General features: G+C 64.1%; 20 protein-coding genes and 1 tRNA gene. 9 read left to right on the plus strand and 12 right to left on the minus strand.

What is annotated here, in order from left to right; translation table 11 throughout:
- Positions 1-198 precede the first annotated feature (198 nt).
- From EL288_RS05550 to EL288_RS05595, 10 genes are all read right to left on the minus strand, one after another.
- Positions 199-858: a MarC family protein gene (locus EL288_RS05550; RefSeq protein ID WP_003814020.1), complete on the minus strand. Its 660-nt coding sequence runs from the start codon at positions 856-858 to the stop codon at positions 199-201.
- A 294-nt stretch (positions 859-1,152) separates the two neighbouring features.
- Complete coding sequence (gene fauA, locus EL288_RS05555; protein ID WP_010926982.1) at positions 1,153-3,357, minus strand: TonB-dependent alcaligin siderophore receptor FauA; 2,205 nt, start codon at positions 3,355-3,357, stop codon at positions 1,153-1,155.
- Between the two features lie 111 nt (positions 3,358-3,468).
- Positions 3,469-4,692, minus strand: coding sequence for an alcaligin export MFS transporter Bcr (gene bcr, locus EL288_RS05560; protein WP_003814018.1), 1,224 nt, complete (start codon positions 4,690-4,692; stop codon positions 3,469-3,471).
- 122 nt (positions 4,693-4,814) lie between these two features.
- The gene (gene alcR / locus EL288_RS05565) at positions 4,815-5,789 is read right to left on the minus strand and encodes an alcaligin siderophore biosynthesis transcriptional regulator AlcR (RefSeq protein ID WP_003814017.1); all 975 of its coding nucleotides are present in this window, start codon (positions 5,787-5,789) and stop codon (positions 4,815-4,817) included.
- Between the two features lie 67 nt (positions 5,790-5,856).
- The gene (gene alcE / locus EL288_RS05570; RefSeq protein ID WP_033458663.1) at positions 5,857-7,050 is read right to left on the minus strand and encodes an alcaligin biosynthesis hydroxylase AlcE; all 1,194 of its coding nucleotides are present in this window, start codon (positions 7,048-7,050) and stop codon (positions 5,857-5,859) included.
- Positions 7,051-7,064: 14 nt separating this feature from the next.
- Positions 7,065-7,865, minus strand: a complete 801-nt coding sequence (gene alcD, locus EL288_RS05575) for an alcaligin biosynthesis protein AlcD (RefSeq protein ID WP_003814016.1) — start codon at positions 7,863-7,865, stop codon at positions 7,065-7,067.
- Positions 7,862-9,718 carry an alcaligin biosynthesis protein AlcC gene (gene alcC, locus EL288_RS05580; protein ID WP_010926978.1) on the minus strand — a complete coding sequence of 619 codons (1,857 nt, stop codon included), beginning with the start codon at positions 9,716-9,718 and terminating at the stop codon, positions 7,862-7,864. The genes alcD and alcC overlap by 4 nt, the downstream gene beginning before the upstream one ends.
- Positions 9,715-10,320: an alcaligin biosynthesis acetyltransferase AlcB gene (alcB, locus tag EL288_RS05585; protein WP_003814014.1), complete on the minus strand. Its 606-nt coding sequence runs from the start codon at positions 10,318-10,320 to the stop codon at positions 9,715-9,717. Before alcB ends, alcC begins: the two co-directional genes overlap by 4 nt.
- A gap of 18 nt (positions 10,321-10,338) precedes the next feature.
- A complete protein-coding gene (gene alcA, locus EL288_RS05590; protein ID WP_010926977.1) occupies positions 10,339-11,724 on the minus strand; it encodes an alcaligin biosynthesis hydroxylase AlcA in 1,386 nt (461 codons plus the stop codon).
- Between the two features lie 396 nt (positions 11,725-12,120).
- Positions 12,121-12,210, minus strand: a tRNA-Ser gene (locus EL288_RS05595).
- A gap of 240 nt (positions 12,211-12,450) precedes the next feature.
- Between EL288_RS05595 and EL288_RS05600 the strand changes: the two genes are divergently transcribed.
- The 4 genes from EL288_RS05600 to EL288_RS05615 all read left to right on the plus strand — a co-directional run bounded on the left by EL288_RS05600 (position 12,451) and on the right by EL288_RS05615 (position 16,601).
- On the plus strand, positions 12,451-13,677 hold the full coding sequence (locus EL288_RS05600; RefSeq protein ID WP_003814012.1) for a cation:proton antiporter domain-containing protein: 1,227 nt from the start codon (positions 12,451-12,453) through the stop codon (positions 13,675-13,677).
- A gap of 88 nt (positions 13,678-13,765) precedes the next feature.
- The gene (locus EL288_RS05605) at positions 13,766-14,548 is read left to right on the plus strand and encodes a 3-hydroxybutyrate dehydrogenase (protein ID WP_003814011.1); all 783 of its coding nucleotides are present in this window, start codon (positions 13,766-13,768) and stop codon (positions 14,546-14,548) included.
- Between the two features lie 26 nt (positions 14,549-14,574).
- Positions 14,575-15,348: a peroxide stress protein YaaA gene (gene yaaA / locus EL288_RS05610; RefSeq protein WP_003814010.1), complete on the plus strand. Its 774-nt coding sequence runs from the start codon at positions 14,575-14,577 to the stop codon at positions 15,346-15,348.
- Positions 15,349-15,359: 11 nt separating this feature from the next.
- On the plus strand, positions 15,360-16,601 hold the full coding sequence (locus tag EL288_RS05615; protein ID WP_003814009.1) for an MFS transporter: 1,242 nt from the start codon (positions 15,360-15,362) through the stop codon (positions 16,599-16,601).
- A gap of 6 nt (positions 16,602-16,607) precedes the next feature.
- Here EL288_RS05615 and EL288_RS05620 read toward each other — a convergent pair whose 3' ends face one another.
- Positions 16,608-18,836, minus strand: a complete 2,229-nt coding sequence (locus EL288_RS05620; protein WP_033458665.1) for an FUSC family protein — start codon at positions 18,834-18,836, stop codon at positions 16,608-16,610.
- Positions 18,837-19,306: 470 nt separating this feature from the next.
- Here EL288_RS05620 and EL288_RS05625 point away from each other — a divergent pair, with 470 nt between their 5' ends.
- The 4 genes from EL288_RS05625 to pssA all read left to right on the plus strand — a co-directional run bounded on the left by EL288_RS05625 (position 19,307) and on the right by pssA (position 23,560).
- Positions 19,307-21,022, plus strand: coding sequence for an acetolactate synthase 3 catalytic subunit (locus tag EL288_RS05625; protein WP_003814007.1), 1,716 nt, complete (start codon positions 19,307-19,309; stop codon positions 21,020-21,022).
- A 10-nt stretch (positions 21,023-21,032) separates the two neighbouring features.
- Positions 21,033-21,524, plus strand: a complete 492-nt coding sequence (gene ilvN / locus EL288_RS05630) for an acetolactate synthase small subunit (RefSeq protein ID WP_003814006.1) — start codon at positions 21,033-21,035, stop codon at positions 21,522-21,524.
- Positions 21,525-21,596: 72 nt separating this feature from the next.
- Positions 21,597-22,613, plus strand: a complete 1,017-nt coding sequence (gene ilvC, locus EL288_RS05635; protein ID WP_003814005.1) for a ketol-acid reductoisomerase — start codon at positions 21,597-21,599, stop codon at positions 22,611-22,613.
- Between the two features lie 167 nt (positions 22,614-22,780).
- Positions 22,781-23,560 (plus strand): CDP-diacylglycerol--serine O-phosphatidyltransferase, encoded by a 780-nt coding sequence (pssA, locus tag EL288_RS05640; RefSeq protein WP_003814004.1) that lies wholly within the window; start codon positions 22,781-22,783, stop codon positions 23,558-23,560.
- Positions 23,561-23,578: 18 nt separating this feature from the next.
- On the opposite strand, the gene EL288_RS05645 is transcribed toward pssA, so the two are convergent.
- Positions 23,579-24,106: a lipoprotein gene (locus EL288_RS05645; protein WP_003814003.1), complete on the minus strand. Its 528-nt coding sequence runs from the start codon at positions 24,104-24,106 to the stop codon at positions 23,579-23,581.
- 293 nt (positions 24,107-24,399) lie between these two features.
- Between EL288_RS05645 and rpsO the strand changes: the two genes are divergently transcribed.
- The gene (gene rpsO, locus EL288_RS05655) at positions 24,400-24,669 is read left to right on the plus strand and encodes a 30S ribosomal protein S15 (RefSeq protein ID WP_003814002.1); all 270 of its coding nucleotides are present in this window, start codon (positions 24,400-24,402) and stop codon (positions 24,667-24,669) included.
- The last annotated feature ends 42 nt before the right edge of the window (positions 24,670-24,711 follow it).

Raw genomic sequence — 24,711 nt, forward strand, 5'->3', positions numbered from 1 at the left:
AAGGTCGATCGGTCTGGTACGGTGACAGGCGCTATGAGTTCCTGTCGATAGAGCAGGCGATGGGATTCGTCAGGTTTCTGGACCAGGGCAAGGACCTGGATCATGCCTGCCGCATCTGGAGACCCAAGCGCATTTACGCCGGCGTCGGCGCCTGTGGCGAGCGCCCCGCGGCCGACGGGCAGGCTGCCTGACGCCGCTTCAGCCGTGGCCGATGATCGGACGCAGGAATTGCTCCAGCCCGGTCAGCATGATCTGCACGCCCACGCACAGCAGCAGGAACGCCGATACCCGGGTGACGATGCGGGTGCCGTCCGCGCCCAGGTAGCGCGCCAGCGTGCCGGCTCGGCTATAGGCGAGATATACCGTGGCGGCTACCGCCATGGTGATCAGGACCGACGCCAGGCTGGCCAGCAGGAAGTCGCGCAATTCGTTGGTGCGGTTGGCGCTCAGGGCGATGGTCGCCGCGACCGTGCCCGGGCCGGTGGTCAGGGGCATGGTGAGCGGGAAGAACACCATCTCGCGCGCCATGCTGGGCGTGATCTGCTGCAGCGCCTGGGCCTGCGGGTGCGGCTCCGGGGCGTTGAGCATGGCCCAGCCGGACACGGCCACCGACAGGCCGCCCGCCACGCGCAGCGCCTCCAGCGAAATGCCGAACAAGTGCAGGATGTAGGCGCCGATGAAAAACGTCACCAGCAGCAGGAACATCGCGTTGAGCGCCACGCTGTAGGCCAGCCGGGCGCGTTCCTCGGGCGTGAGCGTGGCGGTCTTGTTCAGGAAGACGAAGGCCAGGCCCAGCGGGTTGATGATGCTGATGAGCGTCGTGTAGCCAAACAGGATCTCCGACACGAAATTACCCATGTTCTTCCTCGCGGCCATCGGGGCGCAGCCAGTGTCCGCGCTTTTGCGCCGCCACGCAAGCCGGCGCCGGCCACGCAGCATCGCCAGGGGGTGCTGCCTTCACGGTGGCGGACGCGCCCATCGCCTGGGACCATGGCGTGACGGCCAATCCGTCGGTGGCGTTCTGAGGCCAAACGCGAAAGAAAAACCCCGCAGACGCTCGGTTCTACAGGGGTTTCCCGGGTATTTCGGCAGCCCTGATCTGGTCACCGATCCACTATCGCGGGTCGGGCCCTCCAGGCTGGCCGGACCACTTCAATACTGCGCCCGCAAGTTGAGCATTACATTGCGTGGCGCACCCCACCAACCCTGGCTGTAGAAGCCGATCTGATCGTAGTACTTTTTGTCGAACAGATTGTTCACGTTCAGTGTTGCCGACAGTTTTTTGTTAAAGTCGAAGCGCGCCATGAGGCTCACGAGTGCGTAGCTGTCCTGTTCGACTTCGACATTGCCGCGCGGACTGGCTGCGGCCTGGTACATGCGACTTTGCCAGTCAACGCCGCCGCCCACGGTAAGCCGGTGCAGGGCGCCCGGCAGGCGGTACGTGGTGTAGAGCTTGAACAGGCTGCGCGGATGATTGGTGTTGATGGGGTTGCCGCTGGCGTCCTTGGTGGTGAAGTGTGTATAGCTGGCGCCGATGTTCCAGTCGGGCAGGATCTGGCCGCTGGCCTCCAGGTCTATCCCCTCGACCTTGGCGCCGGAGGCGGCACGTGAGGCCTGCATGTTCGGAAAGCCCGGAATGGATGAGCCCGGGATGACCTGGGCCAGGTTATCCTGCCGCGTCTGAAAGAGCGCGGCGGAGGTATTGAGCCGTCCCTCCAGATAGGCTGCCTTCAGACCCAGCTCATAGCTCTTGCCTTTGATGGGAGGAAGAATGCCGCCGCTGGTGTCGCGCGCGTTCTGCGGCTGGAAGATCTCCGTATAGCTGGCGTACGCCGTGTAGGTGTCGTTGATGTCGTAGGTCAGACCGGCATAGGGGGTGAACTGATTCTTGATCCTGTATTCGCGGCGCGAGCCAAAATACATCTGTTTGGTTTTCCAGTCGCTCCAACGGCCGCCCACGATGAGGTGCAGGGGTTCGGCTAGTGCAAACCGGCCGACCAGATAGGCGCCGGTCTGCTTGGTGCGCACGTCGTCGGCGGGCGACAGCGTGTCGGCCCAGCTGGGCTCTTGGATGTGGGCGCGGCGCCAGTCGAAGAAGCTGCCGATGGCTGGGGCCGGTCCGACCATTGCGTATCGCTGGATGTCGCTATGGTTGTCGATGCTCATCCAGCCCAGGGCAACTTCGTGGCGCAGGCCGAAGGCCTCGAAAGGAGCGGACAAGGACAAATGGATGTCATCCCGATCGAGGTTGCCGTCGTAGTTGGAAAATGCAGGGGGGGCAGCGATGATGCCAGTATGGCGATCGGGGTAGCCGCCCCGGTACACATGTTTCATGAGATAGCGGCCATCAGTGTGGCTATAGGCCGCGCGCAGCTTCCAGTCATTGGTGAAGCGGTGCGTGAGGTCCACGAAATAGGTGGTGGCTTCGGTATCCTGCCGGGCCCAGGGAGCGTTGTTGGCCACCGAGCGGTTGAAATCGGTGCGCGAACCGTCGCTATAGAACAGCGGAAAGCCGCTGCCAAACCCGTTGCTGTGGTTGTGCTGGTACTCCACGCTGGTCGTCAGCACCGTATCCGGCGTCAGATCGGCGCTGACCACGCCATAGAATGTGCGCCGGCGCGTATCTAAAAAGTGCACATAGCTGTCGCCCTGACTGTAGGCGGCCACCAGGCGTGACCGTATTCTGCCGTCTTCCGTGATGGGCACGGAGATGTCGGCATCGCCGCGCACATAGTCCCAGCTGCCGACACTCGCATTGAACGTAGCCGCGAACTCACGCAAGGGACGCTTGCGCACGAAGTTCACGGCGGCTGAAGGATTGCCCGAGCCTGTCATCAGGCCTGTGGCGCCACGTACGATTTCCACGTGATCGTAGATGGCGGCGTCCATATCGGTCGAACCATAGTTCCATTGGCTCAGGATGGGCGATACCAGGCCGTCAAACTGGAAGTTGTCGATGGTGAAGCCGCGGGCCGAGAATGAATAGCGGTTGCTGTCGCTGCGCGTGACGGAAATCCCTGGCGCGGTCGCCAGGATGGCGCCGGTGTCGGTGAGGCCCTGATCCTCGATCTGCTGTCGGGTGACCACACTGACGGATTGTGGTGTTTCGCGTGGCGAGAGTGTCAGGCCCGTGGCCGTGCTCATGGCCTCGGTTGTGTAGGCGTTTGTACCCTCGGTGAGGTCGGAAATCTCACGACCCGTGACGCTTATGGCGGGCAACTGAGCGATATCGTTCCCCGTTCGCGCTTCCTGGGCCAGGGCGTGCTGGGTAAAGAGTGCGCCGAGCAGGTGCAGAACGTGGGCAAAGAAACGCAAACGGCGCGAATGCGCCGGGGAGAAGTGAGCGGGATCTGGCATGGGGACAGATGCAAGACGGCAAGAAATTAAAGGGAATAGGAATTATTATTTTTTGTAATCGGACGGTTGTATCGGCGATGACGGAGTGCGTATGGAAAACGCCGAAGATGTTCAGCGTGCCTGGACCTTGGCCGATATTCTCGATAAATGCTGCAACCACGCCCAGGCCAGCGCGCTTGCCGTCACGCAGGCCAGCATGGCCAGGGCCAGGACCGAGGGCTGCCCATAGGTCAGCGGTACGCCCCAGCCGCTGGCTATCGAAAAGGCCAGCATCTGCATGAAACCCAGCACCGAGGCCCCTGTGCCGGAGAGCGCGGGCACAGACTCCAGGATGTGCAACGTCATGGCAGGCACCGACATGGCCAATCCGCAGGTGAATAAAGCGGGGGGCAGCACCGCCCAGGGCAGTGCCGGCGACAAGGCGGTCCAAAAATAGATGGCGTAGGCGAGGCAACTACCGTTCATGAGCAGATAGGCCAGTCCGATGATCCGTGTATCGCGCCAACGTCCGGCATGCCGCGCCGCGATCGCGGCCCCGGTCATCGCGCCGGCCACCAGAGGGACGAATAGATAGGCAAAGTTGGTTTCGGGCAGATCGAGCACATTGGCGATGAAATCCGGCGCCGCACCGATCAGCAGGCCCTGTGCGGCGAAGACCAGGCTGAACGCCAGGCCGGGCGCGGTGAAATTTCCATTGCGCAACACGTCACGATAGCCCGCGGCCAGACCCCGCAAGGAGAGCGTTTGGCGCTTGGCGGGCGCGAGCGTTTCTGGTAGGCGCCAGGCGCATAGGGTCAGGGCAGTGGCGGCCAGAAGCCCCAACATGAAGAAGATCGAACGCCAACCATGATGGACGGCCAATTGACCTCCGATGACGGGCGCGAGCGCGGGCGATAGATTGAACACCAGGATCAGATAAGACATGCTGCGTTGTGCCGCTGCGCCCTGATAGCAATCGCGGATGATGGCCTGTCCTACCACGACCCCGGCGCCGGCGGACAGTCCCTGCAGGGCCCGGGCCGCCAGCAGCCAGCCAAAACCGGGTGCGGCCGTGGCAAGCAGGGCGCCCCAAACATAGAAGCCCAGGGCGCCCAGCACAACGCGACGCCTGCCCAGAGAGTCAGACAGTGTTCCGTGCAGCAAGAGCATCGCCGCATAGCAGAACATGTATACGCCGAGCGTGAGTTGCACGGTTTCCTGGGGTACGCCGAACTCGCGTTGCAGCGCGCCGAAGGCTGGCAGGTAGGCGTCGATGCTGGCGGGTGCGACGCAGGACAGCAGCCCCAGCATTACCATCATGAGCGAATATGAGGGGGCCGACGCGGCGCGGCTCATGGCGGCTCCATGGACAAGGCCGCCCGGAGCGGGCAGCGGCCTTCCATGATGATCCAGCTGGCAACAGGAATGGGATGGTCAATGCCGCAATGTCAATGCCTGCCGCCGCAAGGCACCAGCCGCTAACCGAGTTGACTGGGCGCGACGCCGTAGCGTTCGCGAAACGCCGTGGCGAAATTGGTCGCGTGGCGGTAGCCGACGAAGTGCGCCGCCTGCTGTACGCTCCAACCCCGAGCCAATTGTTCGCGGGCAACCTCCAGGCGGCGTTCGCGCAGCCAGCTGAATACCGAACGGTGATACACGGCATGGAACTTTGCACGCAGCGTGCTTGGACTCATGCAGGCCAGTCGCGCCAGGTCATCCAGAGTATGGTCTTCGCCGGGCGCCTCGTGCAGGCGCTCGCGCACCCTCTCCAGAAGCTGGCGATCCCGCTGGGTCAGGCCGCGGTGGGTCACAGGGGCGTGTTGCAGCGCAGCCAAGGCGTGGGCCAGCAGTTGCGTGCCCACGCCTTCACGCACCATATTGCGTAGAGGTTGATCCCAGTCGCATTCCAGCAGATGCTCAATGGATAGCAGCAAATGGTGCGGCACCGGCCAGCGGCGCAGCCTGGGCGCCGAGGACTGCATGAGTTTCCATATGATTTCGCTGGTGTACTCATCGTCGGCCGCTTCAGGGGCCGTCACGGAGAGATTGACGCTGCGCAGACGCTGGCCGGCCGGATGAACGCCCGTCATGGCGACGGTATCGCCATATAGCGCATTGAGGCCGCTCTGAGCGGCCAGGCGCACGTCGTCCTGCTTGTCCAGCCGAGCCCGGGCCTGGCCCTGGAGCATAACGATGGCTGAAAAGCGCGGCGTCATGACGGACGTCGATTCGTAATGATGATACACATGCACGTCGGAGACGATCAGGGTGATGCCGGGGCGGATCTCACATTCCTCCACACGGCCCTCGGCGATGCAAAGGTTCTCAATGCCGGCGCCCCCGCCTTCCTGGCCGGGCAAGCGGTAATTGAAGCCGACCGACCCGCCCATGCGGTTGAAGTCCGAGACCGTGAATCGGGTGCGGGGCGGTGGGGGGAGCGTCGGTTGTGTCATTGGCGTTGCCGGAGGAGGCCTGGTCCGCATGAGCTGTTAATGATAATGCAATTCATTCGCTTTTATTTCATGAGCGAAATGGCATGGGCCGTTGGGTCGATGCGACATGCGGCGCGGCGCTGTCACCAAGCTGCTCTCCCATGTTGCTCAGGTACCACTCATGGAAATGCAACATGCCGTCTTCCATGGGTGATTGATAGGGGCCGCTGTCGGAAACGCCGCGGCGCAGCAGCGCCAGGCGTCCGGCGTCCATGCGCTCACCGATTTCATCGTCTTCGACCGCCGTCTCCATGTAGGCAGCGCGTTGGGCCTGTACGAAATCACGCTCGAACAGCGCAATTTCCTCCGGATAGTAGAACTCCGCGATGTTCAAAGTCTCTTGCGGCCCCTTGGGATAGAGCGTCGAGAGCACCAGCACATGCGGGTAGAGCTCAATCATGTGGGTGGGGAAGTAGGTTACCCAGATGGCTCCGAAATCCGGGGTCCTCCCGCCCCGGTAGCGCATGAGATTGTCATGCCAGCCGCGATAGACCTCGGTACCGGGTTGTTCCAGTGAGTCGTGCACGCCCACCTTCTGGAGACTGTATTGCGCGCCGAACTCCCAGGACAGGTCGGCGCAGGTGACAAAGCGTCCAAGGCCCGGATGGAAAGGGCCCACGTGATAGTCCTCCAGATAGACTTCGATGAAAGTCTTCCAGTTGTAATTGCATCGATGTACTTCGACGTGGTCCAGCACATAGTCGGAGAAATCGAATTCGGGTCGGCGGAAAAGCACGTCGAGGTCTTTCAATGGATCGCGTGGGCCTTCGAACAGTAGCCCATGGCAGTTATGCAGGGGGAAGCGCGACAGATTCAGGCAGGGCGTACTGGGAAAGTGGGGGGCGCCTAGAATCCGGCCCTGGCCGTCGTAAGTCCAGCGGTGCAACGGGCAGACGATGTTGCCTCCCGTGACTGACAGATTGCCCTTCATGGCCTTGCCGCCTGCAATCGGGCCTAGCATGACGGCCTGGCGATGGCGGCAGACATTCGACAGCAGTGCCACTTCATTTCCATTGCGCACGAGGATGCGACTGCCGTCGTCCTGCGGCAAGCGACGCCAGTCGCCCGGCTCGGGCACGCTCTTCTCATGCCCGACATATAACGCAGATTGTCGGAACAGGATTTCCTGTTCTCGCACGAAGAGGGCTTCATCAAAATAGGCCCGTGCGTGCAGAGGGCTGAGCGCTTGCTGCAACTGCGCCAGGCTGGCGATATCCGTCATGTCCGGCTCCTTACTCAGGCTGCCGCCTCGTCCGCCTCGATGCGCGCGATACGCTCGGCGGGGGGCAATTTGGGGCAAGTACTGCAATAGTCGCCGTCGTGGCGGCGGAAATGGTGGCAGCAGACCTGGCGGTCAAGCGCCAGGACGGGCCGGCCGGCGCGCGCATAAACCAGATAGCCGCTGTGGCCGGCGATTCCCAGGCGATCCAGCCAGTCGGCCGCCTGCTCATGCGCCCAGGCCACGGCGGCCTTGTCCTCATTGGCACGGGCGGCTAGCAGAGCGGATAGCACGCAGTCCGCCTGCATGCACGCCGCGGCGCGCGGGCTCAGGCGCAACAGTTGGGAGAGCTCCCGAAAATAGGTCGCGCAGATCCGGCGTAGCTGAGCGGCAACTGCCTGCTTGCGCTGTTCCAGACAACCGCGTAACGGCTCGTGGCGTTCGAGAATGTAGCCCGCGATGAAACCATCGCGCACCGGCTGGCCGAGGCGATCCAGATCCGGAGCAATGTCGCTGCAATGCACCGCGATTACACCCAGGTAAATCGGCTGCCAGATCAGCAGGCCCCAGCAACGTAGCGCCAGATAATGCGAGCCGGCTTCGGGATGGCGCAGGCGCCACCAGTCTTGCAGCGTCCGCAGCGTAGCCCGATTGTCGGCGCCCGGCCGGATATCGCCGGAGACCGGACCGATGCGTCCATCGAGCCCGGGCACCAGGGAACCAGCCAGGGCGAGCAGAGCATCCAGGTCCGAGCAGGCGGTCCGATTGATGTCTTGGGCCACGCCGGCGCCGGTCTGGGCGGCAATGTCCCAGCTCATGCGGCCGTCAGCGTCTGCAGGGCTTCGCCGCTACCCAGCCACGACGGACGGAAGCAGGCGATAGGGTTGGGCAGATTGGGGGCCATTTGGAAACTGCCAATGGGATCGGCCAGGTTGACCATCTGCAGATTGTTGGCCAATTGCAGGCGGTTCAGGCACGAATGGATCATGTCGGGCGCAAACAAGTCGTAGCGCCGATACTTGTCGAGCCGTTGCGGATGCGCTTGCTGATAAGCGGCGATGCGCCCAGCCACTAGCCGCCAGAAATCATGTTCCGGCATCAGTTCCGTCTCAACCAGGATCTGGGTCAGATGGCGGAAATAGCCCTCGAAGACATCCACGAAAATCGTCAGCAGCTTATAGGCCTCCGGCACATCGGCGGCCAGGCGCTGAGCCGCCTGCGGAAGCCTGACCTGCGGATTGAGGATGGAAGACTCTTCCGCGATGTCCTTCATGAAGGCGCGCACAGGTACGCCATCCTGGATGACGAGAATCACGTTTTCACCGTGCGGCATGAAAACCAGGTCATGAGCATAGAAACAATGGATCAGTGGAGTCAGATAAGCGTCCACATAGCGCTCCAGCCAAGTCCCTGCATCCAGTCCTGAAGCCTGTATCAATTCGGGAAGCAAAGCCCGGCCTTGTGGGTCCACATGCAGCAGCGCAGCCATGGTCATGAGATTTTGTCCGGGAGCGATCAGCGTCAGGGGGTTCTCGCGCCAAAGCGCCGAGAACATCTTCTTGTACGGTGTGTCCGTATCGATGGCGGCTTCGTAGTAGTAGTTGCGAAAGCCCATCGAGGCGACTTCGCGCAGAATTCTGAAACCATTGGCGCGCAGCCACGGATCGGCCGATATCAGGTCATGGATGTATTCGTTGATGGCTGGCGTACCTGCCATGTAGTAGGGTGACAGGCCGCGCATGAATCCCATGTTGAGAATGGACAGCGAGGTCTTCACATAGCGCTTGCCGGGTCGGCTGATGTTGAAAAAGGTGCGGATGGACTGCTGAGCGAGGTATTGCTCCTCGCCGTACCCCAGGCAGACGATTTTGCGCTGGGCGACGTAGGGGGCAAAAGCCAGGGACAGCTTGTTGAACCATTGCCATGGGTGGGCGGGCATGAAGTAGTAGTCCGCGGGATGCAGGCCCTGCTCGCGCAGTCGGGCGGCGAAATCCGTTACAGCGGACTCACCCAACTCCTCGCTCATCAGGCTGTCGTAGTCCATGTCGGACAAGCAGGAAAAATGCGCGTTGTCCTTGTGAACCGCCAGCCACATCAAGCGCACCGGCGTGGCAGCTTCGGGCGCGTAGCCATGGTAATCCTCGGCATCAAAGCCAAGGCGGCCATTGTTGGCCACGAAGCTGGGGTGGCCCTCGATCATCGATGTTTCTATGGTCTGGTAGTCGGCTCGTGCCAATGCCGCGGCGCCAAGCGTCGTCCGGCCATGTTTATAGGCGCTGCCGTGTAGAGTGCTGGTGATTTCGTCCATATAGATGGGCAGACGGTCCACCGGCAAGCCGAGTTTGTCCCGGATCTCTATCACGAACTGCAGGGCATCCAGCGGCGCCGGAACCCCGGCCACGGTCTTTACGATGGATTCAGGCGGAATACGCCAATGGCGCATGGCCATGACCTGAGCGTCAAAGTCATATTGCGCGCCGTCAGCCAGTGTCAGGCGAAAGCGTTCAAATCCCGGCGTTTCGCCCGGACCGAGTCGCTGAGGTTCGAGCAGCCACTCATGTGCATATTCGGATATCGCCTTGCGCACCAGCAGGCGATTGACCTTGTTCCAGATTTCCGGCTGCAGATGAGCAACGATCTCGGCGGGATGAGGAGGGGTGGTGCGGCTCATTGCGTCAACTCCTGGCGTTGGGCTTGCTCGAATTGGGCGCGCGTGCAGAAGGCAAGACTTGCCGTCTTTTCCCGAAAGCGCGCCAGCCCGGCATAGACGAAGCCCATGGATAGATTCAATGCATGGATCTTGGTGTTGTTCACGTCGGGTTCCACGACGACACGGGCCGCATGGAGGCGGTCGAACATGAAGCGCATGACGAGCGCGAACACCGCACGGCTGAAACCGGGAATGTGCTCGGTCGGGGGGGCGATGAGAAGATGCATGCCCAGGTCGCCTGGGCGCACGCAGTAGTGCTCGCCGACTTGGTCGCGAGCCGGGTCATAGCATTCCACCAGAAAGGCCGCACGGCCATGGTGCAGGCCCAGCCAGGCTCCGGCGTGTCCACTGGAGCACAACGCAGTGTAGAAGTCGCGCACCTGGTGCACGCTAGAGTCTTGCATGGACCAGAAGCGGGCATAGTCCATGGAAAACCATTGCTGCAGCTGGGCTGCGTCCGCCTCGGGGTCGAGCGAACGTAACGCCAATCCCTTGCCTTCGTCATAGTGGGAGCGGGCTTTTTGGTCGATCACGTCCAGGAACGTTGCCATCATCGTCATCATCGCGCTTCCTTGGCAGCCTCAGAGTGTGGCGCGGTGGATGTCCATCAAGGGTCGGGCTGCAACCGTGGGCCCCCGTTCGGCTCGCCGGGCCGGACGGTGCTTGAGCACGCCGTCTGCTGGTGGAGAGAACTCCTGCAAGGCGGTTCGTGTCTCGATGCGGTAATGTTCCGTGCCGGTCAGTTCACGCAGGATCTGTGAGTTGCGATAGCAGCAGAAGCCCAGATCCGGATTCGTCACTCCATGGCTGAGCAAACCGGTGTTCTGCACGAAGATCTCGCTGCCCTCGTGGTCAATGGCGTAATTACGTCCGATGCGGTAGCTACCGTCGGCATTCCAGGCAATTCGGTCGTGAATGGGATTGATGCAGGCCGGGATCTCATGAGAATAGCCTGTGGCCAGGACCAGTCCGTCGGTGGCGTGGCTAAAAGGGCGGTCGCAATCGAGATGCTGAAAGTCCAGCTGAAAGCGTTCCTGCAGCGGGTCGTAGCGGCAGGCGCGTAGTTCGGAGTTGGTCAGAAGCGTATAGCGGTTGTCGCCATCATGGACCTTCTCGTCGAGAAGATCGTAGATCTGGTTGATCAGCGAGGCATTGATGCCTTTGTACAGGCTGTTCTGTTGAGTCAGGATCTCCTGGCGGCGTGCCTCGGGCAGATCATGGAAATATTCGGTGTAGTCCGGCGATATCAGCTCCAGCGTGAGTTTTGTGTTCTCCATCTGGAAAAAGCGCGGAGAGCGAGTGATCCAGGCCAGACTGTAATCATGTCGCCCGCTCTCACGGAGCAGATCATGGAACACTTCGGCCGCGCTTTGTCCGCTGCCCACTATGGTGATTGACGCGCGGCCCTGGAGTTCGTATTTATGGCGCAGATAGTCCGCGCTATGGATGAAGGGCGCGGCACGTCGATCGCAGCACGCTGGCAGATAGGGCTGGGAACCAAGACCCAGGACCAGCTTGCGGCAGCGGAACATGAACCGCTGGCCGGACATGGTGTGTTGGCCGGTGACGAGATAGCTGTGGCTTTCGGGATCGTGCAGTACGCCCTGTACATCGCAGCCGAAACGCAGGTTCGGCAAGCGTGCAGCTACCCATTGGCAATAGCGGGTGTACTCGGCGCGGCTCAGGTAATGGTTCTCGCGCATGTAGTAGGAATAAATGCGGTTGGTGAGTTTGCAATAGTTCAGATAGCTATATTCGCTGCGTGGGTCGGCCAAACTGACCAGATCGGCGAGAAAAGGGTTTTGCAGAGTGGACGTCTCGATCAGCATGCCTGGATGCCAATCAAAGCCGGATTTCTTGTCCAGGAAGAGCGTGCGCACGCCTCGCAAGGGCGCAGACAGGCTCGCCAGGCTGAGATTGAAAGGTCCGATACCGATAGCCACGAAGTCATAGATTTCACGATTCATGTTGGATTCGCCTTTGCTGTGTCTGTCCCGTATGCCGCCTTGCCGAAGCACTGAAAGAGGCTGTGCGAAGAAAGCCTGTCCTTCAGCCGGTTTGAGAATGCGGTTGATGCGGTGTGGGCTTATTCATTGTCTTATTAATGAGAATAATTATGACTTCTATTCTCATGTCTGTTGTGCGAAAAACTCTAGCAAATTGAAATTCTGCGCGACAGACGCTCGCCCGCTCTCCGGCAGGATGCATATGCATGGTGGCGGCCGACATAGGGGGGCGGTCCACAGGCGTGGGTTTCGCCGGTCGGGGCCGCATGAGTCGCCCTCTCCTTGATTCACAAGGCGTTTGTCGAGGGGCATGGGGCCAAGAAAAAAGCCCCTGACGAATCAGGGGCTTGCAATGTCTGGCGGAGAGGGTGGGATTCGAACCCACGATACGCCTAAACGTATACCGGATTTCGAGTCCGGCGCATTCGACCACTCTGCCACCTCTCCGGGGTGTGCTGTCTTGCCTGTGTTCTTGCTGTCTGCCGCATGGACCGTGGTCATGGCCCTGGGCAATCTCCCCGCCGGCATTTCTGCGCGGGATCCAGCAAAGCCAGCTATTCTACCTGAAAATTTTCGGCCATGCCAGGATTGCGGCAAGATTTTGCTCGGCGCCGATGCCGGATTTCGCGCAGCCCGGGTTTTTGTCAGAATTGCCGCAATATTGCCGCCACCGCCAAGCCCCGCGCCATGGAACTGCTCACCATTTTGCTGATCGCCGCCGTCCTGTGCGTGCCCCTGGCGCAGCGCCTGGGCCTGGGCGCCATCCCCGGCTACCTGCTGGCGGGCGGGGTGATCGGGCCGTCCGGGCTGGGGCTGGTCACCGACGTGCCGGACATCATGCGCGTCTCGGAATGGGGCGTGGTGATGATGCTGTTCGTGATCGGCCTGGAGCTGGCGCCCAAGCGACTGTGGGCGATGCGCCGCGAAGTGTTCGGCGCCGGCACCTTGCAGATGGTCGTCTGCGGCGCGTTGCTGGGCGCGGTGTTCGGCGCCGGGCTGCGCCACCTGGCCGGCATGGGCTGGCAGGCGGCCATCCTGTGCGGCCTGTCGCTGGCCCTGTCCTCGACCGCGGTGGCGCTGCGCCTGCTGGAGGAGCGCGGCCTGGTGCGCACGCCGCTGGGCCGCTCGGCCCTGGGGGTGTTGCTGCTGCAGGATATGGCGGCCATCCCGATGCTGGTGGCGGCCGGCCTGCTGGGTTCGGATGGCGATTCCGCGCCGTCGTTCGAGGCGGCCCTGGTGGCGGTGGTGGTGGTGCTGGCGTGCTACCGCCTGCGGCTGCTGGACTGGGCGGCGCGTTCGCAGCTGCATGAGCTGTTCACTGCCGCCACGCTGCTGGTCGTGCTGGGCACGGCGCAACTGTTCGATTACGCGGGCCTGTCGGCCGGCCTGGGCGGTTTCCTGGTCGGCATGCTGCTGGCCGAGTCGCGCCATCGCAATGAGCTGGAGCACACGATCGAGCCGTTCAAGGGGCTGTTGCTGGGCCTGTTCTTCCTGGCCGTGGGCATGTCGGTCAATGTGGAGGAGGCGCTGGATTACTGGCCGTATGTGCTGGCCGGGGTCGTGGCGCTGCTGTCGCTCAAGGCGCTGGTGCTCTACGGCATCGCGCGCCTGATGGGGCTGCCGCACTATCATCGCCTGCTGTACGCGCTGGTGCTGGCGCAGGGCGGCGAATTCAGCTTCGTGATTTTCAACGAGGCCTGGGACAATCATTTGATGTCGCTGGAGCAGCGCGACCTGCTGGCCATCGTGGTGGCGATTTCCATGGGCGCGGTGCCGATCGTCATCCGGCTGCTGGAGCGCCTGCCGGGCCGCTACGGCGGTATCGGCGACATGGCGGTCACGCCGGTCGGATTCGCCGGTTCGCCGCCGCCCCAATCCGCCGCGGACAACGAGGAGCGGTCCGGCCCGGGCTGACCGCGCCCGGTCACGGATCCGTGCCATCATTGCCGGCGGCGGACGGCTACACTTGAGGCCGTCCCGCCCACTCCACAGGAGAACAGTCATGCTCAAAGGAAAAGTTGCAGTCGTCACCGGTTCCACCAGCGGCATCGGCCTGGGGATCGCCAGCGCGCTGGCGCAGCAGGGCGCCGACATCGTGCTCAACGGATTCGGCGACGCGGCGGACATCGAGAAATTGCGGGCCGGGCTGGCCAGCCAGTACGGCGTGCAGGTGCGCTATGACGGCGCCGACCTGTCCAAGGGCGAGGCGGTGCGGCAACTGGTGTCCGGCGCCGTCGCCGAGCTGGGCCGCATCGATATCCTGGTCAACAACGCGGGCATCCAGCACACCGCCTTGATCGAGGACTTTCCCGCCGACAAGTGGGACGCCATCATCGCGCTGAATCTCTCGGCGGTATTCCATGGCACGGCCGCGGCGCTGCCCCACATGAAGAAGCAGGGCTGGGGGCGCATCATCAACATCGCCTCGGCCCATGGCCTGGTGGCCTCGGCCGCGAAGTCCGCCTACGTGGCCGCCAAGCACGGCGTGGTCGGCCTGACCAAGGTCACCGCGCTGGAGACGGCCGGCATGGGCATCACCGCCAACGCCATCTGCCCCGGCTGGGTGCGCACGCCGTTGGTGGAAAAGCAGATCACCGCCCTGGCGGCCAAGGACGGCGTCGACCAGGAAAGCGCCGCGCGCGAACTGCTCGGCGAGAAGCAGCCGTCGCTGCAGTTCGTCACGCCCGAGCAACTGGGCGGCACGGCCGTGTTCCTGGCCTCGGAGGCCGCGGCCCAGATCACCGGCACCACCATTTCCGTCGACGGCGGCTGGACAGCCCGCTAGTCTCGTTCAAATCCAAGGAAACCCTCATGTTGTTCCTGTTGTCTCCCGCCAAGAAGCTGGACTACGACTCTCCCGTTCACGTCGAAACGCACACGCAGCCGCTGTTCGTCGACCAGGCCGCGGCGCTGATCAAGGTGCTCAAGACCAAGTCCGCCGACGAAATCGCCGAGCTGATGAGCCTGAGCCCGGCGCTGGCCGAGCTGAACGCGGGCCGCTACGGCGCCTGGAAGCGCAGCTTCACGCAGGCCAATTCGCGCCAGGCCGTCCTGGCGTTCAATGGCGACGTCTACGAAGGGCTGCAGGCCGACACGCTGTCGGCCCGCCAGCTCGATTGGGCGCAGGACCATGTCGTGATCCTCAGCGGCCTGTACGGGGCGCTGCGCCCGCTGGACCTGATGCAGCCGTACCGCCTTGAAATGGGCACCCGCCTGCACACGCCCAAGGGCAAGAACCTGTACGAGTACTGGGGCAGCGGCATCGCCGAGTATCTGAACGAACGCCAGGCGGGCGCGAAAGCGCCGGTCATCGTCAACCTGGCCTCCGAAGAGTATTTCAAGGTCGTCGACCTCAAGACGCTGAAGGCGCGCGTGGTGCAGTGCGTCTTCCAGGACTGGAAGAACGGCGCCTGGAAGGTGATCAGCTTCCATGCCAAGCGCGCGCGCGGCCTGATGGCGCGTTACGCCATCGCGCACAAGGTCGCCCGTCCGGAAGGCCTGCAGGGTTTCGATTCGGAAGGCTATGCCTACGACGCTGCCGCTTCCAGCGCCGACAAGCTGGTGTTCCGCCGCAAGCAGGCCTGACAGGACGCGCGATGTCGGCAGGCTTACGCGTCTTCCTGTTCTTTTCGCTCGGCTACCTGGTCTCGTATCTGTTCCGGGGCCTGAACATCGGCTTCGGGCCGACCTTGAGCGCCGAACTGGGCCTGTCGGCCGCCGATCTGGGCACCCTGACCAGCCTGTACTTTCTCGGTTTCGCGCTGCTGCAGATCCCGGCCGGCGTGCTGCTCGATACCTGGGGGCCGCGGCGCGTCAACGCCGCCCTGCTGGTGGTGGCCGCCGTGGGCACCCTGGTCTACGGGCTGTCGCAGGGCCTGCCCGGCCTGATGGTGGGGCGGCTGCTGATCGGCGCCGGCGTGTCGGTCTGCCTGGGCGCGGCATTCCAGGCGCTGGCGCTGAACTACCCGCTGGCCCGGTTGCCCCTGATCAACGGGCTGGTGATGGCGGTGGGCGGGCTGGGCGGCGTGCTGGTGGGCTCGCCGCTGTCGTGGCTGCTGAATTTCTCCACCTGGCGCGAGGTCAGTATCGGCATGGTGGTGGTCACGCTGTGCGTGGCGGCGCTGCTGTGGTTCGGCGCGCCGCGCGAACCCGCCCGCGACCGGCCGCACGCCAGCCTGGGCGAGCAGCTGCGCGGCACGTTCGTGCTGCTGCGCACGGCGCACTACTGGCGGCTGGTGTCGCTGCCGGTGGCGACCGGCGGCGTGTTCTACGGCGTGCAATCGCTGTGGGTGCGTCCCTACCTGACCGACGTCAATATGCTGCCGGCCGCGCCGGCCGCGGCGCTGGTGTCGCTGCTGGGTTTTGCCATGATGGGCGGCAACGTCGGGCTGGGCGCCATGGCGCGGCGCGTCGAGCGCATGGGCCTGGGGCTGTATGGCTTCAGCGGCGTATGCCTGGCGCTGTTCATCCTGATCCAGCTGCTGATCGTGCTGCGCGCGCCCGTGCCGCTGGCGCTGCTGTGGGCGGGTTACGGCGTGTTCGGTTCGGCCAATATCCTGGTGTTCGCCCTGCTGGCGGGCGAGTTTCCGCGCGAATTGCTGGGGCGCGTGGCCGCGACCACCAATCTGCTGACCTTTGTTTCCATCTTCGTGTGCCAGGTCACGTTCGGCTGGATCGTCGAACTATGGCCGCGCGGCGACGCCGTGTATGAGCCCGGCAGCTACCCGGCCGGCGGCTACCTGGCCGCGTGGGGGGCCTTCCTGGCGCTGCAGATAGCGGTGGCCCTGTACTACTTCTGGCCGCGCCGCCGCGCCGCCTCGGCCAGGCAGGGCGCCTGAGCCGGCTCAGGCCGAGGCCGGCGCCGGACGCGGGTCTTCGGGGTCGGCGACGCCGGCCAGTTCCTGGCGGATCATCACGCAGGCGCGCAGCATCTGCTTGAGCGGATAGGCCAGCGCCGCCTGCTCGCCTTCGGTGTCGAACTGCGCGGGCAGCGCGGCCGGCGGCTTGCGGGCCGGGTCCAGCAGGTCCATCATCGCGTCCAGCGCCTGCTGCACCGCGGGCGGCGTGTGCGGCAGGCCGACCAGGATGGGCACGACGGCCGTGATCTGCGAGGCCAGGATGTGGTTCTGCACCAGCAGGTTATTGAATTCGGGCACGCTCACCTGGTGCTGCGTCGGCTCGCTCATCATGCGATAGAACGCCTCGGCGAAATTGCTGAACGCGATATGCACGTTCTTGCGGCCCAGCCGCCAGGCCAGGTCGGCGTCGGCGCGCTCGCCGGTCTCGGGCGTTTCCTCGCCCGCCGCCGCGCCGCCGGGCGCCGGCTGGCGCATGGCCTCGATATAGCGCAGCCCGGCGCGCAGGTATTCGCGGTTGGCGCGCGAGGCGGCCCGCGCCAGCGGCTTCATGTAGCGCGCCTCCCACCAGGGCAGCACATAGCTGCAGATCAGCGCCAGCGCGCAGCCCAGCGCCGTATCCATCGCCCGCTCGCCGATCACCTCCAGCGAAACCGTGCCCGGGGCGACGAAATGGAACACCAGCACCACGAACAGCGTGTTGAAGATGGCGCTGGCCATGTAGTTCAGCTGCACCAGGCTGTTGCCCATGATGCAGGCGCCCAGCAGCACCGCGAACAGGATGGTCGGGTTGTTGGTCAGCGTGAACAGGGTCAGGGCCAGGATGCAGCCCACCAGCGTGCCCATCAGGCGCCAGCCGTTGCGCTGGCGCGTGAGCGCGAAGCCCGGCTTCATGATGATGACGATGGTCAGCAGCACCCAGTAGCTGTGCGCGGCCATGTTGGGCGCCAGCCAGATGCCGATCAGCGTCATGGCCAGCGCCGCGGCCAGCGTGACGCGGATGGCGTAGCGGAAGTGGGGCGAGTCCAGCCGCAGGTTGCTGGTGATCATGCCCAGGCGCAGCTCCTGGCGCGAGATGAACTGCGTCAGCGATTTGTCGATGCGCAGCATGCTCGTGGGGATGGCGTCCGAGCGCGCCTCGGTGTGCTGGGCCAGCTTGTCGACGATGCGCGCGGCGTTGCGCAGCCGGCGCAGCACCTGCACGGTCAGCGCCAGCATCTCGGGTTCGCGCTCGCCCAGCCCCTGCTGCTTGAGCTGCTCGATCTCGTACTCGATGGCGCGCAGCTCGGCCTTGGCGCTGCTGCGGTATTGCGTCTTGTGGCCGCGCGAGACGTCCAGCGCGACGCGGTTGAGCTCCAGCGACATCTTTACCAGGGCGTCGCGCATGAAGACCAGCGCGTCGTGGCCGGCCAGGGTGCGGCGCAGCGAGGCGTAATCGGTATGGGTGGCGACCAGCGTATCGAGCAGCTGCAGCATGTCGACGAACATGTTCCACAGCATGACCCGGTCGTCTTCGCGAAAGCCGCCGCCGCGCGGCAGGGCGCGCAGCACCATGTCGCGCGCGGCCTGGTGCTTCTCCGTCATGGCCGACTGGCGCTGGATCAGGGTGCGGTAGGCGTCGTCCAGGTCGGCGTTCTCGTCGTAGAAGCTGGCCCGCGCGGCCATGTAGTCGGCGGTGGCGAACAGCGCCACCGACATCGCCTGGCGCTCCTCGCGCAGCCAGAACAGGCGGCTGAAGGCCAGGCTCCAGCCGAGGTAGAACAGCGCCCCGCCCAGCGTGGCGGCCGAGTGCAGCAGCACCTCGTGCGGGGCCAGCGGCGAATGCATGGTCAGGGTCATCAGCAGCAGGCCGGCAAAGCCGATCAGGCCGCCGCGCTTGCCGAACACCGAGAACATCGAGAACGTGAAGCACTGGGCGGTCACCGCCAGCCACAGCAGGATGGGGTAGGTGGAGGCCGCGCCGGTCAGCGTGACCGTGGCGGTGCCCAGCAGGGCGCCGCCCAGCATTTCGTTGGTGCGATGGCGCTGCGGCCCGCCCGGCTGGTCGATGATGGCCAGGCACTGGGCGCCGAAGGTGGCGACCAGGCCGATGCTGTACTGGCCGAACAGCCCGCCCAGCACCAGGACGGGCAGAAGCATGCCGATCGCCTGTCGGATACCGCCAAAGAAGTAGTGGCTGTATAGAAAGCGCCGGATGCTGGCGATGCGCAAATCCATGGAGATGGGGCGATTTGTCCGCGACAACGCCAGTATAGAGAGATGTGCGCCACTTTTGGGGCCGGATCGGAAAACGACGGGTTGCGGGGCTTTCCCAACACCCGATTTGCTCCGGATGCCGCAACGCGGTAAATTGCCCGTCTTGCGCCGGCGTGACTATCCGAAGCCGGTGCGCCGGCTTACAGCTGCCCCGGGCCACCTTCCGGGCGGATTGCGCCAGTTACACCTGCCGTTGGCCGCGCCACAAGCGTGTGCTGCCAAGGCTTCCATTTCGACCTCCAGCGCCCCCAGGGCGTTTGCACTGCGTTTCTGACGAGCGTGTGCCGGGTCGACAATGTGTCCGGGTGGCGTGGCTCCGTGAGCCGCAAAGCGCCGGATCATGTTGTTGTCGCCGGTTCGGGTTCAGCTGCCGTCGTATCCGGGCGGGCAGCGCTCAGGCGTGCAGGGCCGGTACTGAAAGGAAAGACAACATGGAACTCAATGGCGCCGACATCGTCGTGCGCTGCCTGGCCGAAGAAGGCGTGGAACACGTTTTCGGCTACCCTGGCGGCGCGGTGCTTTACATCTACGACGCGATTTTCAAGCAGGACAAATTCCAGCACATTCTGGTGCGTCACGAGCAGGCTGCCGTGCACGCCGCCGACGCGTACTCGCGCGCCTCGCAGAAAGTGGGCGTATGCCTGGTGACCAGCGGTCCGGGCGTCACCAATGCCGTCACCGGCATCGCCACCGCCTACATGGACTCCATCCCCATGGTCATCATCAGCGGCCAGGTGCCGACTGCGGCCATCGGCGAGGATGCCTTCCAGGAATGCGACACCGTGGGTATCACGCGTCCCTGCGTCAAGCACAACTTCCTGGTGCGCGACGTCAAGGACCTGGCCGAGACCATGCGCCGTGCCTTCTTCATCGCCCGCACCGGCCGTCCCGGCCCCGTGCTGGTCGATATCCCGAAGGACATCACCGTCGCGCAGTGCAAGTACGCGCCGCCCAAGGGCGAGATCTCGATGCGCTCGTACGCGCCGGTGAACAAGGGGCACCAGGGCCAGATCAAGAAGGCCGTGCAGATGCTGCTGCACGCCGAGCGTCCCATGATCTACACGGGCGGCGGCGTGATCCTGTCCGATGCCGCCGAGGCCTTGCGCCACCTGGTGGACCAGACCGGCGCGCCGTGCACCAACACCCTGATGGGCCTGGGCGCGATGCCGGCCACCGACCACCGCTTCCTGGGCATGCCCGGCATGCACGGCACCTACGAGGCGAACATGGCGATGCAGCACTGCGACGTGCTGCTGGCCATCGGGGCGCGCTTCGATGACCGCGTCATCGGCAATCCGCGCCATTTCGCGCAGAACGCGCGCAAGATCATCCACATCGACATCGATCCCTCGTCGATCTCCAAGCGCGTGCGCGTCGACGTGCCCATCGTCGGCAACGTCAAGGACGTACTGGCCGATCTGAGCGCCCAGTACGACCTGGCGCGCGCCGACGCCAAGCCGGCGCCGATCGAGAAGTGGTGGCAGCAGATCGAGGCCTGGCGCGGCAAGGAGTGCCTGAAGTACGCCGGCTCCGACGAGGTCATCAAGCCTCAGTTCGTGGTCGAGAAACTGTGGGAAGTGACCGGAGGCGACGCCTTCGTGACCTCCGACGTCGGCCAGCACCAGATGTGGGCCGCGCAGTACTACAAGTTCAACAAGCCGCGCCGCTGGATCAACTCCGGCGGCCTGGGCACCATGGGCGTGGGGCTGCCCTATGCCATGGGCGTGCAGATGGCCAATCCGGGCGCCGACATCGCCGTGATCACCGGCGAGGCGTCGATCCAGATGAACATCCAGGAATTGTCCACCTGCCACCAGTACCACCTGACGCCCAAGATCATCTGCCTGAACAACCGTTTCCTGGGCATGGTGCGCCAGTGGCAGCAGATCGACTACGGCTCGCGCTATTCCGAGTCGTACATGGATTCGCTGCCGGATTTCGTCAAGGTCGCCGAGGCCTATGGCCACGTCGGCCTGCGCATCGAGCGGCCCGCCGACGTCGAGCCGGCGCTGCGCGAAGCATTCAAGAAGCACAAGGATCGCCTGGTCTTCCTGGACTTCATCACCGACCGCACCGAAAACGTGTGGCCCATGGTGAAGGCCGGCCGCGGGCTGACCGAGATGCTGCTCGGTTCCGAGGATCTGTAAGGAGGCCACCATGAAACACGTGATTTCTGTGCTGATGGAAAACGAACCCGGCGCGCTGTCGCGCGTGGTCGGCCTGTTCTCCGCGCGCGGCTACAACATCGAGACGCTGACCGTGGCGCCCACCGAGGACGCGACCCTGTCGCGCCTGACCGTGGTGACCGTCGGTTCGGACGAGGTCATCGAACAGATCACCAAGCACCTCAATCGCCTGGTCGACGTGGTCAAGGTCGTGGACCTCACCGAAGGCGCGCACATCGAGCGCGAGCTCATGCTGATCAAGGTGCGGGCAGTGGGCAAGGAGCGCGAGGAAATGAAGCGCATGGCGGATATCTTCCGCGGGCGCATCATCGACGTCACCGACAAGTCCTACACGATCGAGCTGACCGGCGTTCAGGAGAAAATCCAGGCTTTCATCGAAGCCCTCGACCGCAGTGCCATCCTGGAAACCGTGCGCACCGGCGTGTCCGGCATCGGGCGCGGCGAACGGATACTGAAAATCTGACCGGCGCGCCTGGCGGCGCGCCACCCTGCATTAGCATTCACGATTACCAAAATTCAAGAACCGGAGCACAACATGAAAGTTTTCTACGACAAAGACTGCGATCTCTCCCTGGTCAAGGGCAAAACCGTCGCCATCATCGGCTACGGCTCGCAAGGCCACGCCCACGCGCTGAACCTGCATGATTCGGGCGTCAAGGTCGTGGTGGGCCTGCGCAAGGGCGGCGCCTCGTGGAACAAGGCCGCCAACGCCGGCCTGGAAGTCGCCGAAGTGGCCGAGGCCGTCAAGCGCGCCGACATCGTCATGATGCTGCTGCCCGACGAGAACATCGCCGCCGTCTACCGCGACGAAGTGCACGCCAACATCAAGGCCGGCGCCGCGCTGGCCTTCGCCCACGGCTTCAACGTGCACTACGGCCAGGTCGTGCCGCGCGAAGACATCGACGTCATCATGGTGGCGCCCAAGGCCCCGGGCCACACCGTGCGCTCGACCTACAGCCAGGGCGGCGGCGTTCCGCACCTGATCGCCGTCTACCAGGACAAGTCGGGCAGCGCCCGCGACGTGGCCCTGTCGTACGCCAGCGCCAACGGCGGCGGTCGTGCCGGCATCATCGAGACCAACTTCCGCGAAGAGACCGAGACCGACCTGTTCGGCGAACAGGCCGTGCTGTGCGGCGGCACCGTCGAGCTGATCAAGGCCGGCTTCGACACGCTGGTGGAAGCCGGCTACGCGCCCGAAATGGCCTATTTCGAGTGCCTGCACGAGCTCAAGCTGATCGTCGACCTGATCTACGAAGGCGGCATCGCCAACATGAACTACTCGATCTCGAACAACGCCGAATTCGGCGAGTACGAGACCGGCCCGAAGGTCGTGACCGACGCGACCCGCCAGGCGATGCGCGAGTGCCTGACGGCCATCCAGACCGGCGAATACGCCAAGAAGTTCATCCTGGAAAACGCCGCCGGCGCCCCGACCCTGACCTCGCGCCGCCGCATCAACGCGGAATCGCAGATCGAGCAGGTCGGCGGCAAGCTGCGCGCCATGATGCCCTGGATCGCCGCCAACAAGCTGGTGGACAAGGCCAAGAACTAAAGGCCACGGCCACGCCGGGTCCCGCAGGGCCCCGGCAGGCTGGTCCAGACGCGCCCCACGGGGCGCGTTTTTTCTTTTCCGCGGTGCAAACGACACGGTGATGCGCGCCCGCAAGTGGGGTCATATGGGTTAAGCTTTCACTTCCGCTGCAAGCGATTCTGTCATCTATGCCCAATTTCTCCATGCGCGATCCCGAAAATCGCCATCGCAGCATCTACCTGCTGCCCAATGCCTTCACCACGGCGGCCCTGTTCGCGGGGTTCTACGCCGTCGTGCAGGCCATGAACGACCGCTTCGAGACCGCGGCCATCGCCATCTTCGTGGCCATGGTGCTCGACGGCATGGACGGCCGGGTGGCGCGCCTGACCAACACCCAGTCGGCCTTCGGCGAGCAATACGATTCGCTGTCCGACATGACCTCCTTCGGCGTCGCGCCCGCGCTGGTCATCTACGAATGGATCCTGCAGGACCTCGGCCGCTGGGGCTGGCTGGCCGCCTTCGTGTACGTCGCCGGCGCGGCCTTGCGCCTGGCGCGCTTCAACACCAACATCGCGGTGGTCGACAAGCGCTTCTTCCAGGGGCTGCCCAGCCCCGCTGCCGCGGCGCTGGTGGCCGGCTTCGTCTGGCTGGCCATCGACAACAAACTGCCCATCCACGACAGCATCATGGCCTGGGTGGCCTTTGTCCTGACGATGTACGCCGGCGTGGCGATGGTCAGCAACGCCTCGTTTTTCAGCGGCAAGAACTTCGCCTTGGGCCGCAGCGTGCCGTTCTGGGGCATCCTGCTGGTGGTGGCCGTGTTCGTGTTCGTCTCCAGCGATCCGCCGGTGGTGCTGTTCGGCCTGTTCGTGCTTTATGGCCTGTCGGGCTGGGTGGTGATGGCATGGCGCTGGAACCGCGCCCGCAGGCTGCAGCAGGAGCGCCGCAGCGGCCATCATTCCCCGTGATGGCCGGGCGCTGTCCGCTCAGTGCCAGCGCCAGTCTTCGTCGTACATCGGGTCCGGCCCGGGATGAAAGCGCGTGACGCGGTCTCCCTCGCGGCCCATGTACACGTACATCAGCGAATTCCAGACCCGCGATTCGCGGTAGCGGTACGACCACACCACCTGGCGCACGCTGGGCAGGCCGACCTGCTTGATCTCGGCTGGCGGGCCGAATTCGCAGCGCACCTGGTCGGCCGTCCAGGTGCCGGTGCCCAGCACCTTGAAATGCTCGTCGGTCAGCACCTCGACGACGCGGTCGACGCGCCCGTCGGGGCCCACGTTGGCGCCCCAGGCGAACTGGCCGTATGGCTGCTGGGTCCAGATCACCCGCTGCCCGCCATTGGGCAGATCGCAGGCGAAATTGGGCGCGCCGAATTGCGCCTGCACGTCGGCCAGGGGCGTGCCGGGCGGCACCTGGTTCAGGTTGGCGCAGGCGGCCAGGGCGGCCAGCAGCATGCCCGCGCCGGCCAGGCGCAGGGCGCGGCCGATGGGGCGGCGAATCGGGGGCATGGCGGTCTCCTTCAATAAGGGGCGGATCATCGCGGCCGGAATCCGCCCGCGTGCGGCCTCACTGGGCAATTCTACCGAATCGGCTATAATCATCGTCGCTTTTGCGGTCAAGGTTGTCGAAGTTGCTTTTCCGGCCGCAAGACACGCCAGCCTGCCGAGTCCGAGAATGATCAAGAATGGATCCGGCGCGGCGGCAACAGCGTAACAGGGCGCCCGGTTGTCTCGGGGCTCGTTTTTCTTGAAACCCACGTCCGGGCGCCTCGGCCCTGACGCATGTCCGTAGAGGTCATCAAATGTCTGTAGCTGACATCAAAAAATCCGAAATCGTCGCGCAATTCCAACGCGCTCAAGGCGATACCGGCTCCCCTGAAGTTCAGGTGGCACTGCTTACCGCTCGCATCAACGAACTGACCGGTCACTTCAAAGAACACATGAAGGACCACCACTCGCGCCGCGGCCTGCTGCGCATGGTCAGCCGTCGTCGCAAGCTGCTCGACTATCTCAAGGGCCGCAATCCCGATTCGTACCGCGCACTGATCGAAAAACTCGGTCTGCGCAAGTGATCGACGGGGCTGGCTCCCCATGACGCAACCGTGGTCGGGGCG

The organism is Bordetella bronchiseptica (genome assembly GCF_900636925.1).
Classification (GTDB): domain Bacteria; phylum Pseudomonadota; class Gammaproteobacteria; order Burkholderiales; family Burkholderiaceae_B; genus Bordetella; species Bordetella pertussis.

Bases quoted from the DNA above. Each gene is read 5' to 3' on its own strand.
- EL288_RS05625 (WP_003814007.1), top strand. From the start codon at position 19,307: ATGGAACTCAATGGCGCCGACATCGTCGTGCGCTGCCTGGCCGAAGAA.
- ilvC (WP_003814005.1), top strand. From the start codon at position 21,597: ATGAAAGTTTTCTACGACAAAGACTGCGATCTCTCCCTGGTCAAGGGC.
- EL288_RS05550 (WP_003814020.1), bottom strand. From the start codon at position 858: ATGGGTAATTTCGTGTCGGAGATCCTGTTTGGCTACACGACGCTCATC.
- alcR (WP_003814017.1), bottom strand. From the start codon at position 5,789: ATGACACAACCGACGCTCCCCCCACCGCCCCGCACCCGATTCACGGTC.
- pssA (WP_003814004.1), top strand. From the start codon at position 22,781: ATGCCCAATTTCTCCATGCGCGATCCCGAAAATCGCCATCGCAGCATC.
- EL288_RS05615 (WP_003814009.1), top strand. From the start codon at position 15,360: ATGTCGGCAGGCTTACGCGTCTTCCTGTTCTTTTCGCTCGGCTACCTG.
- alcA (WP_010926977.1), bottom strand. From the start codon at position 11,724: ATGAATCGTGAAATCTATGACTTCGTGGCTATCGGTATCGGACCTTTC.
- alcE (WP_033458663.1), bottom strand. From the start codon at position 7,050: ATGACGGATATCGCCAGCCTGGCGCAGTTGCAGCAAGCGCTCAGCCCT.
- alcD (WP_003814016.1), bottom strand. From the start codon at position 7,865: ATGAGCTGGGACATTGCCGCCCAGACCGGCGCCGGCGTGGCCCAAGAC.
- EL288_RS05600 (WP_003814012.1), top strand. From the start codon at position 12,451: ATGGAACTGCTCACCATTTTGCTGATCGCCGCCGTCCTGTGCGTGCCC.
- EL288_RS05645 (WP_003814003.1), bottom strand. From the start codon at position 24,106: ATGCCCCCGATTCGCCGCCCCATCGGCCGCGCCCTGCGCCTGGCCGGC.
- ilvN (WP_003814006.1), top strand. From the start codon at position 21,033: ATGAAACACGTGATTTCTGTGCTGATGGAAAACGAACCCGGCGCGCTG.
- rpsO (WP_003814002.1), top strand. From the start codon at position 24,400: ATGTCTGTAGCTGACATCAAAAAATCCGAAATCGTCGCGCAATTCCAA.
- alcB (WP_003814014.1), bottom strand. From the start codon at position 10,320: ATGATGACGATGATGGCAACGTTCCTGGACGTGATCGACCAAAAAGCC.
- bcr (WP_003814018.1), bottom strand. From the start codon at position 4,692: ATGAGCCGCGCCGCGTCGGCCCCCTCATATTCGCTCATGATGGTAATG.
- EL288_RS05605 (WP_003814011.1), top strand. From the start codon at position 13,766: ATGCTCAAAGGAAAAGTTGCAGTCGTCACCGGTTCCACCAGCGGCATC.
- fauA (WP_010926982.1), bottom strand. From the start codon at position 3,357: ATGCCAGATCCCGCTCACTTCTCCCCGGCGCATTCGCGCCGTTTGCGT.
- yaaA (WP_003814010.1), top strand. From the start codon at position 14,575: ATGTTGTTCCTGTTGTCTCCCGCCAAGAAGCTGGACTACGACTCTCCC.
- EL288_RS05620 (WP_033458665.1), bottom strand. From the start codon at position 18,836: ATGGATTTGCGCATCGCCAGCATCCGGCGCTTTCTATACAGCCACTAC.
- alcC (WP_010926978.1), bottom strand. From the start codon at position 9,718: ATGAGCCGCACCACCCCTCCTCATCCCGCCGAGATCGTTGCTCATCTG.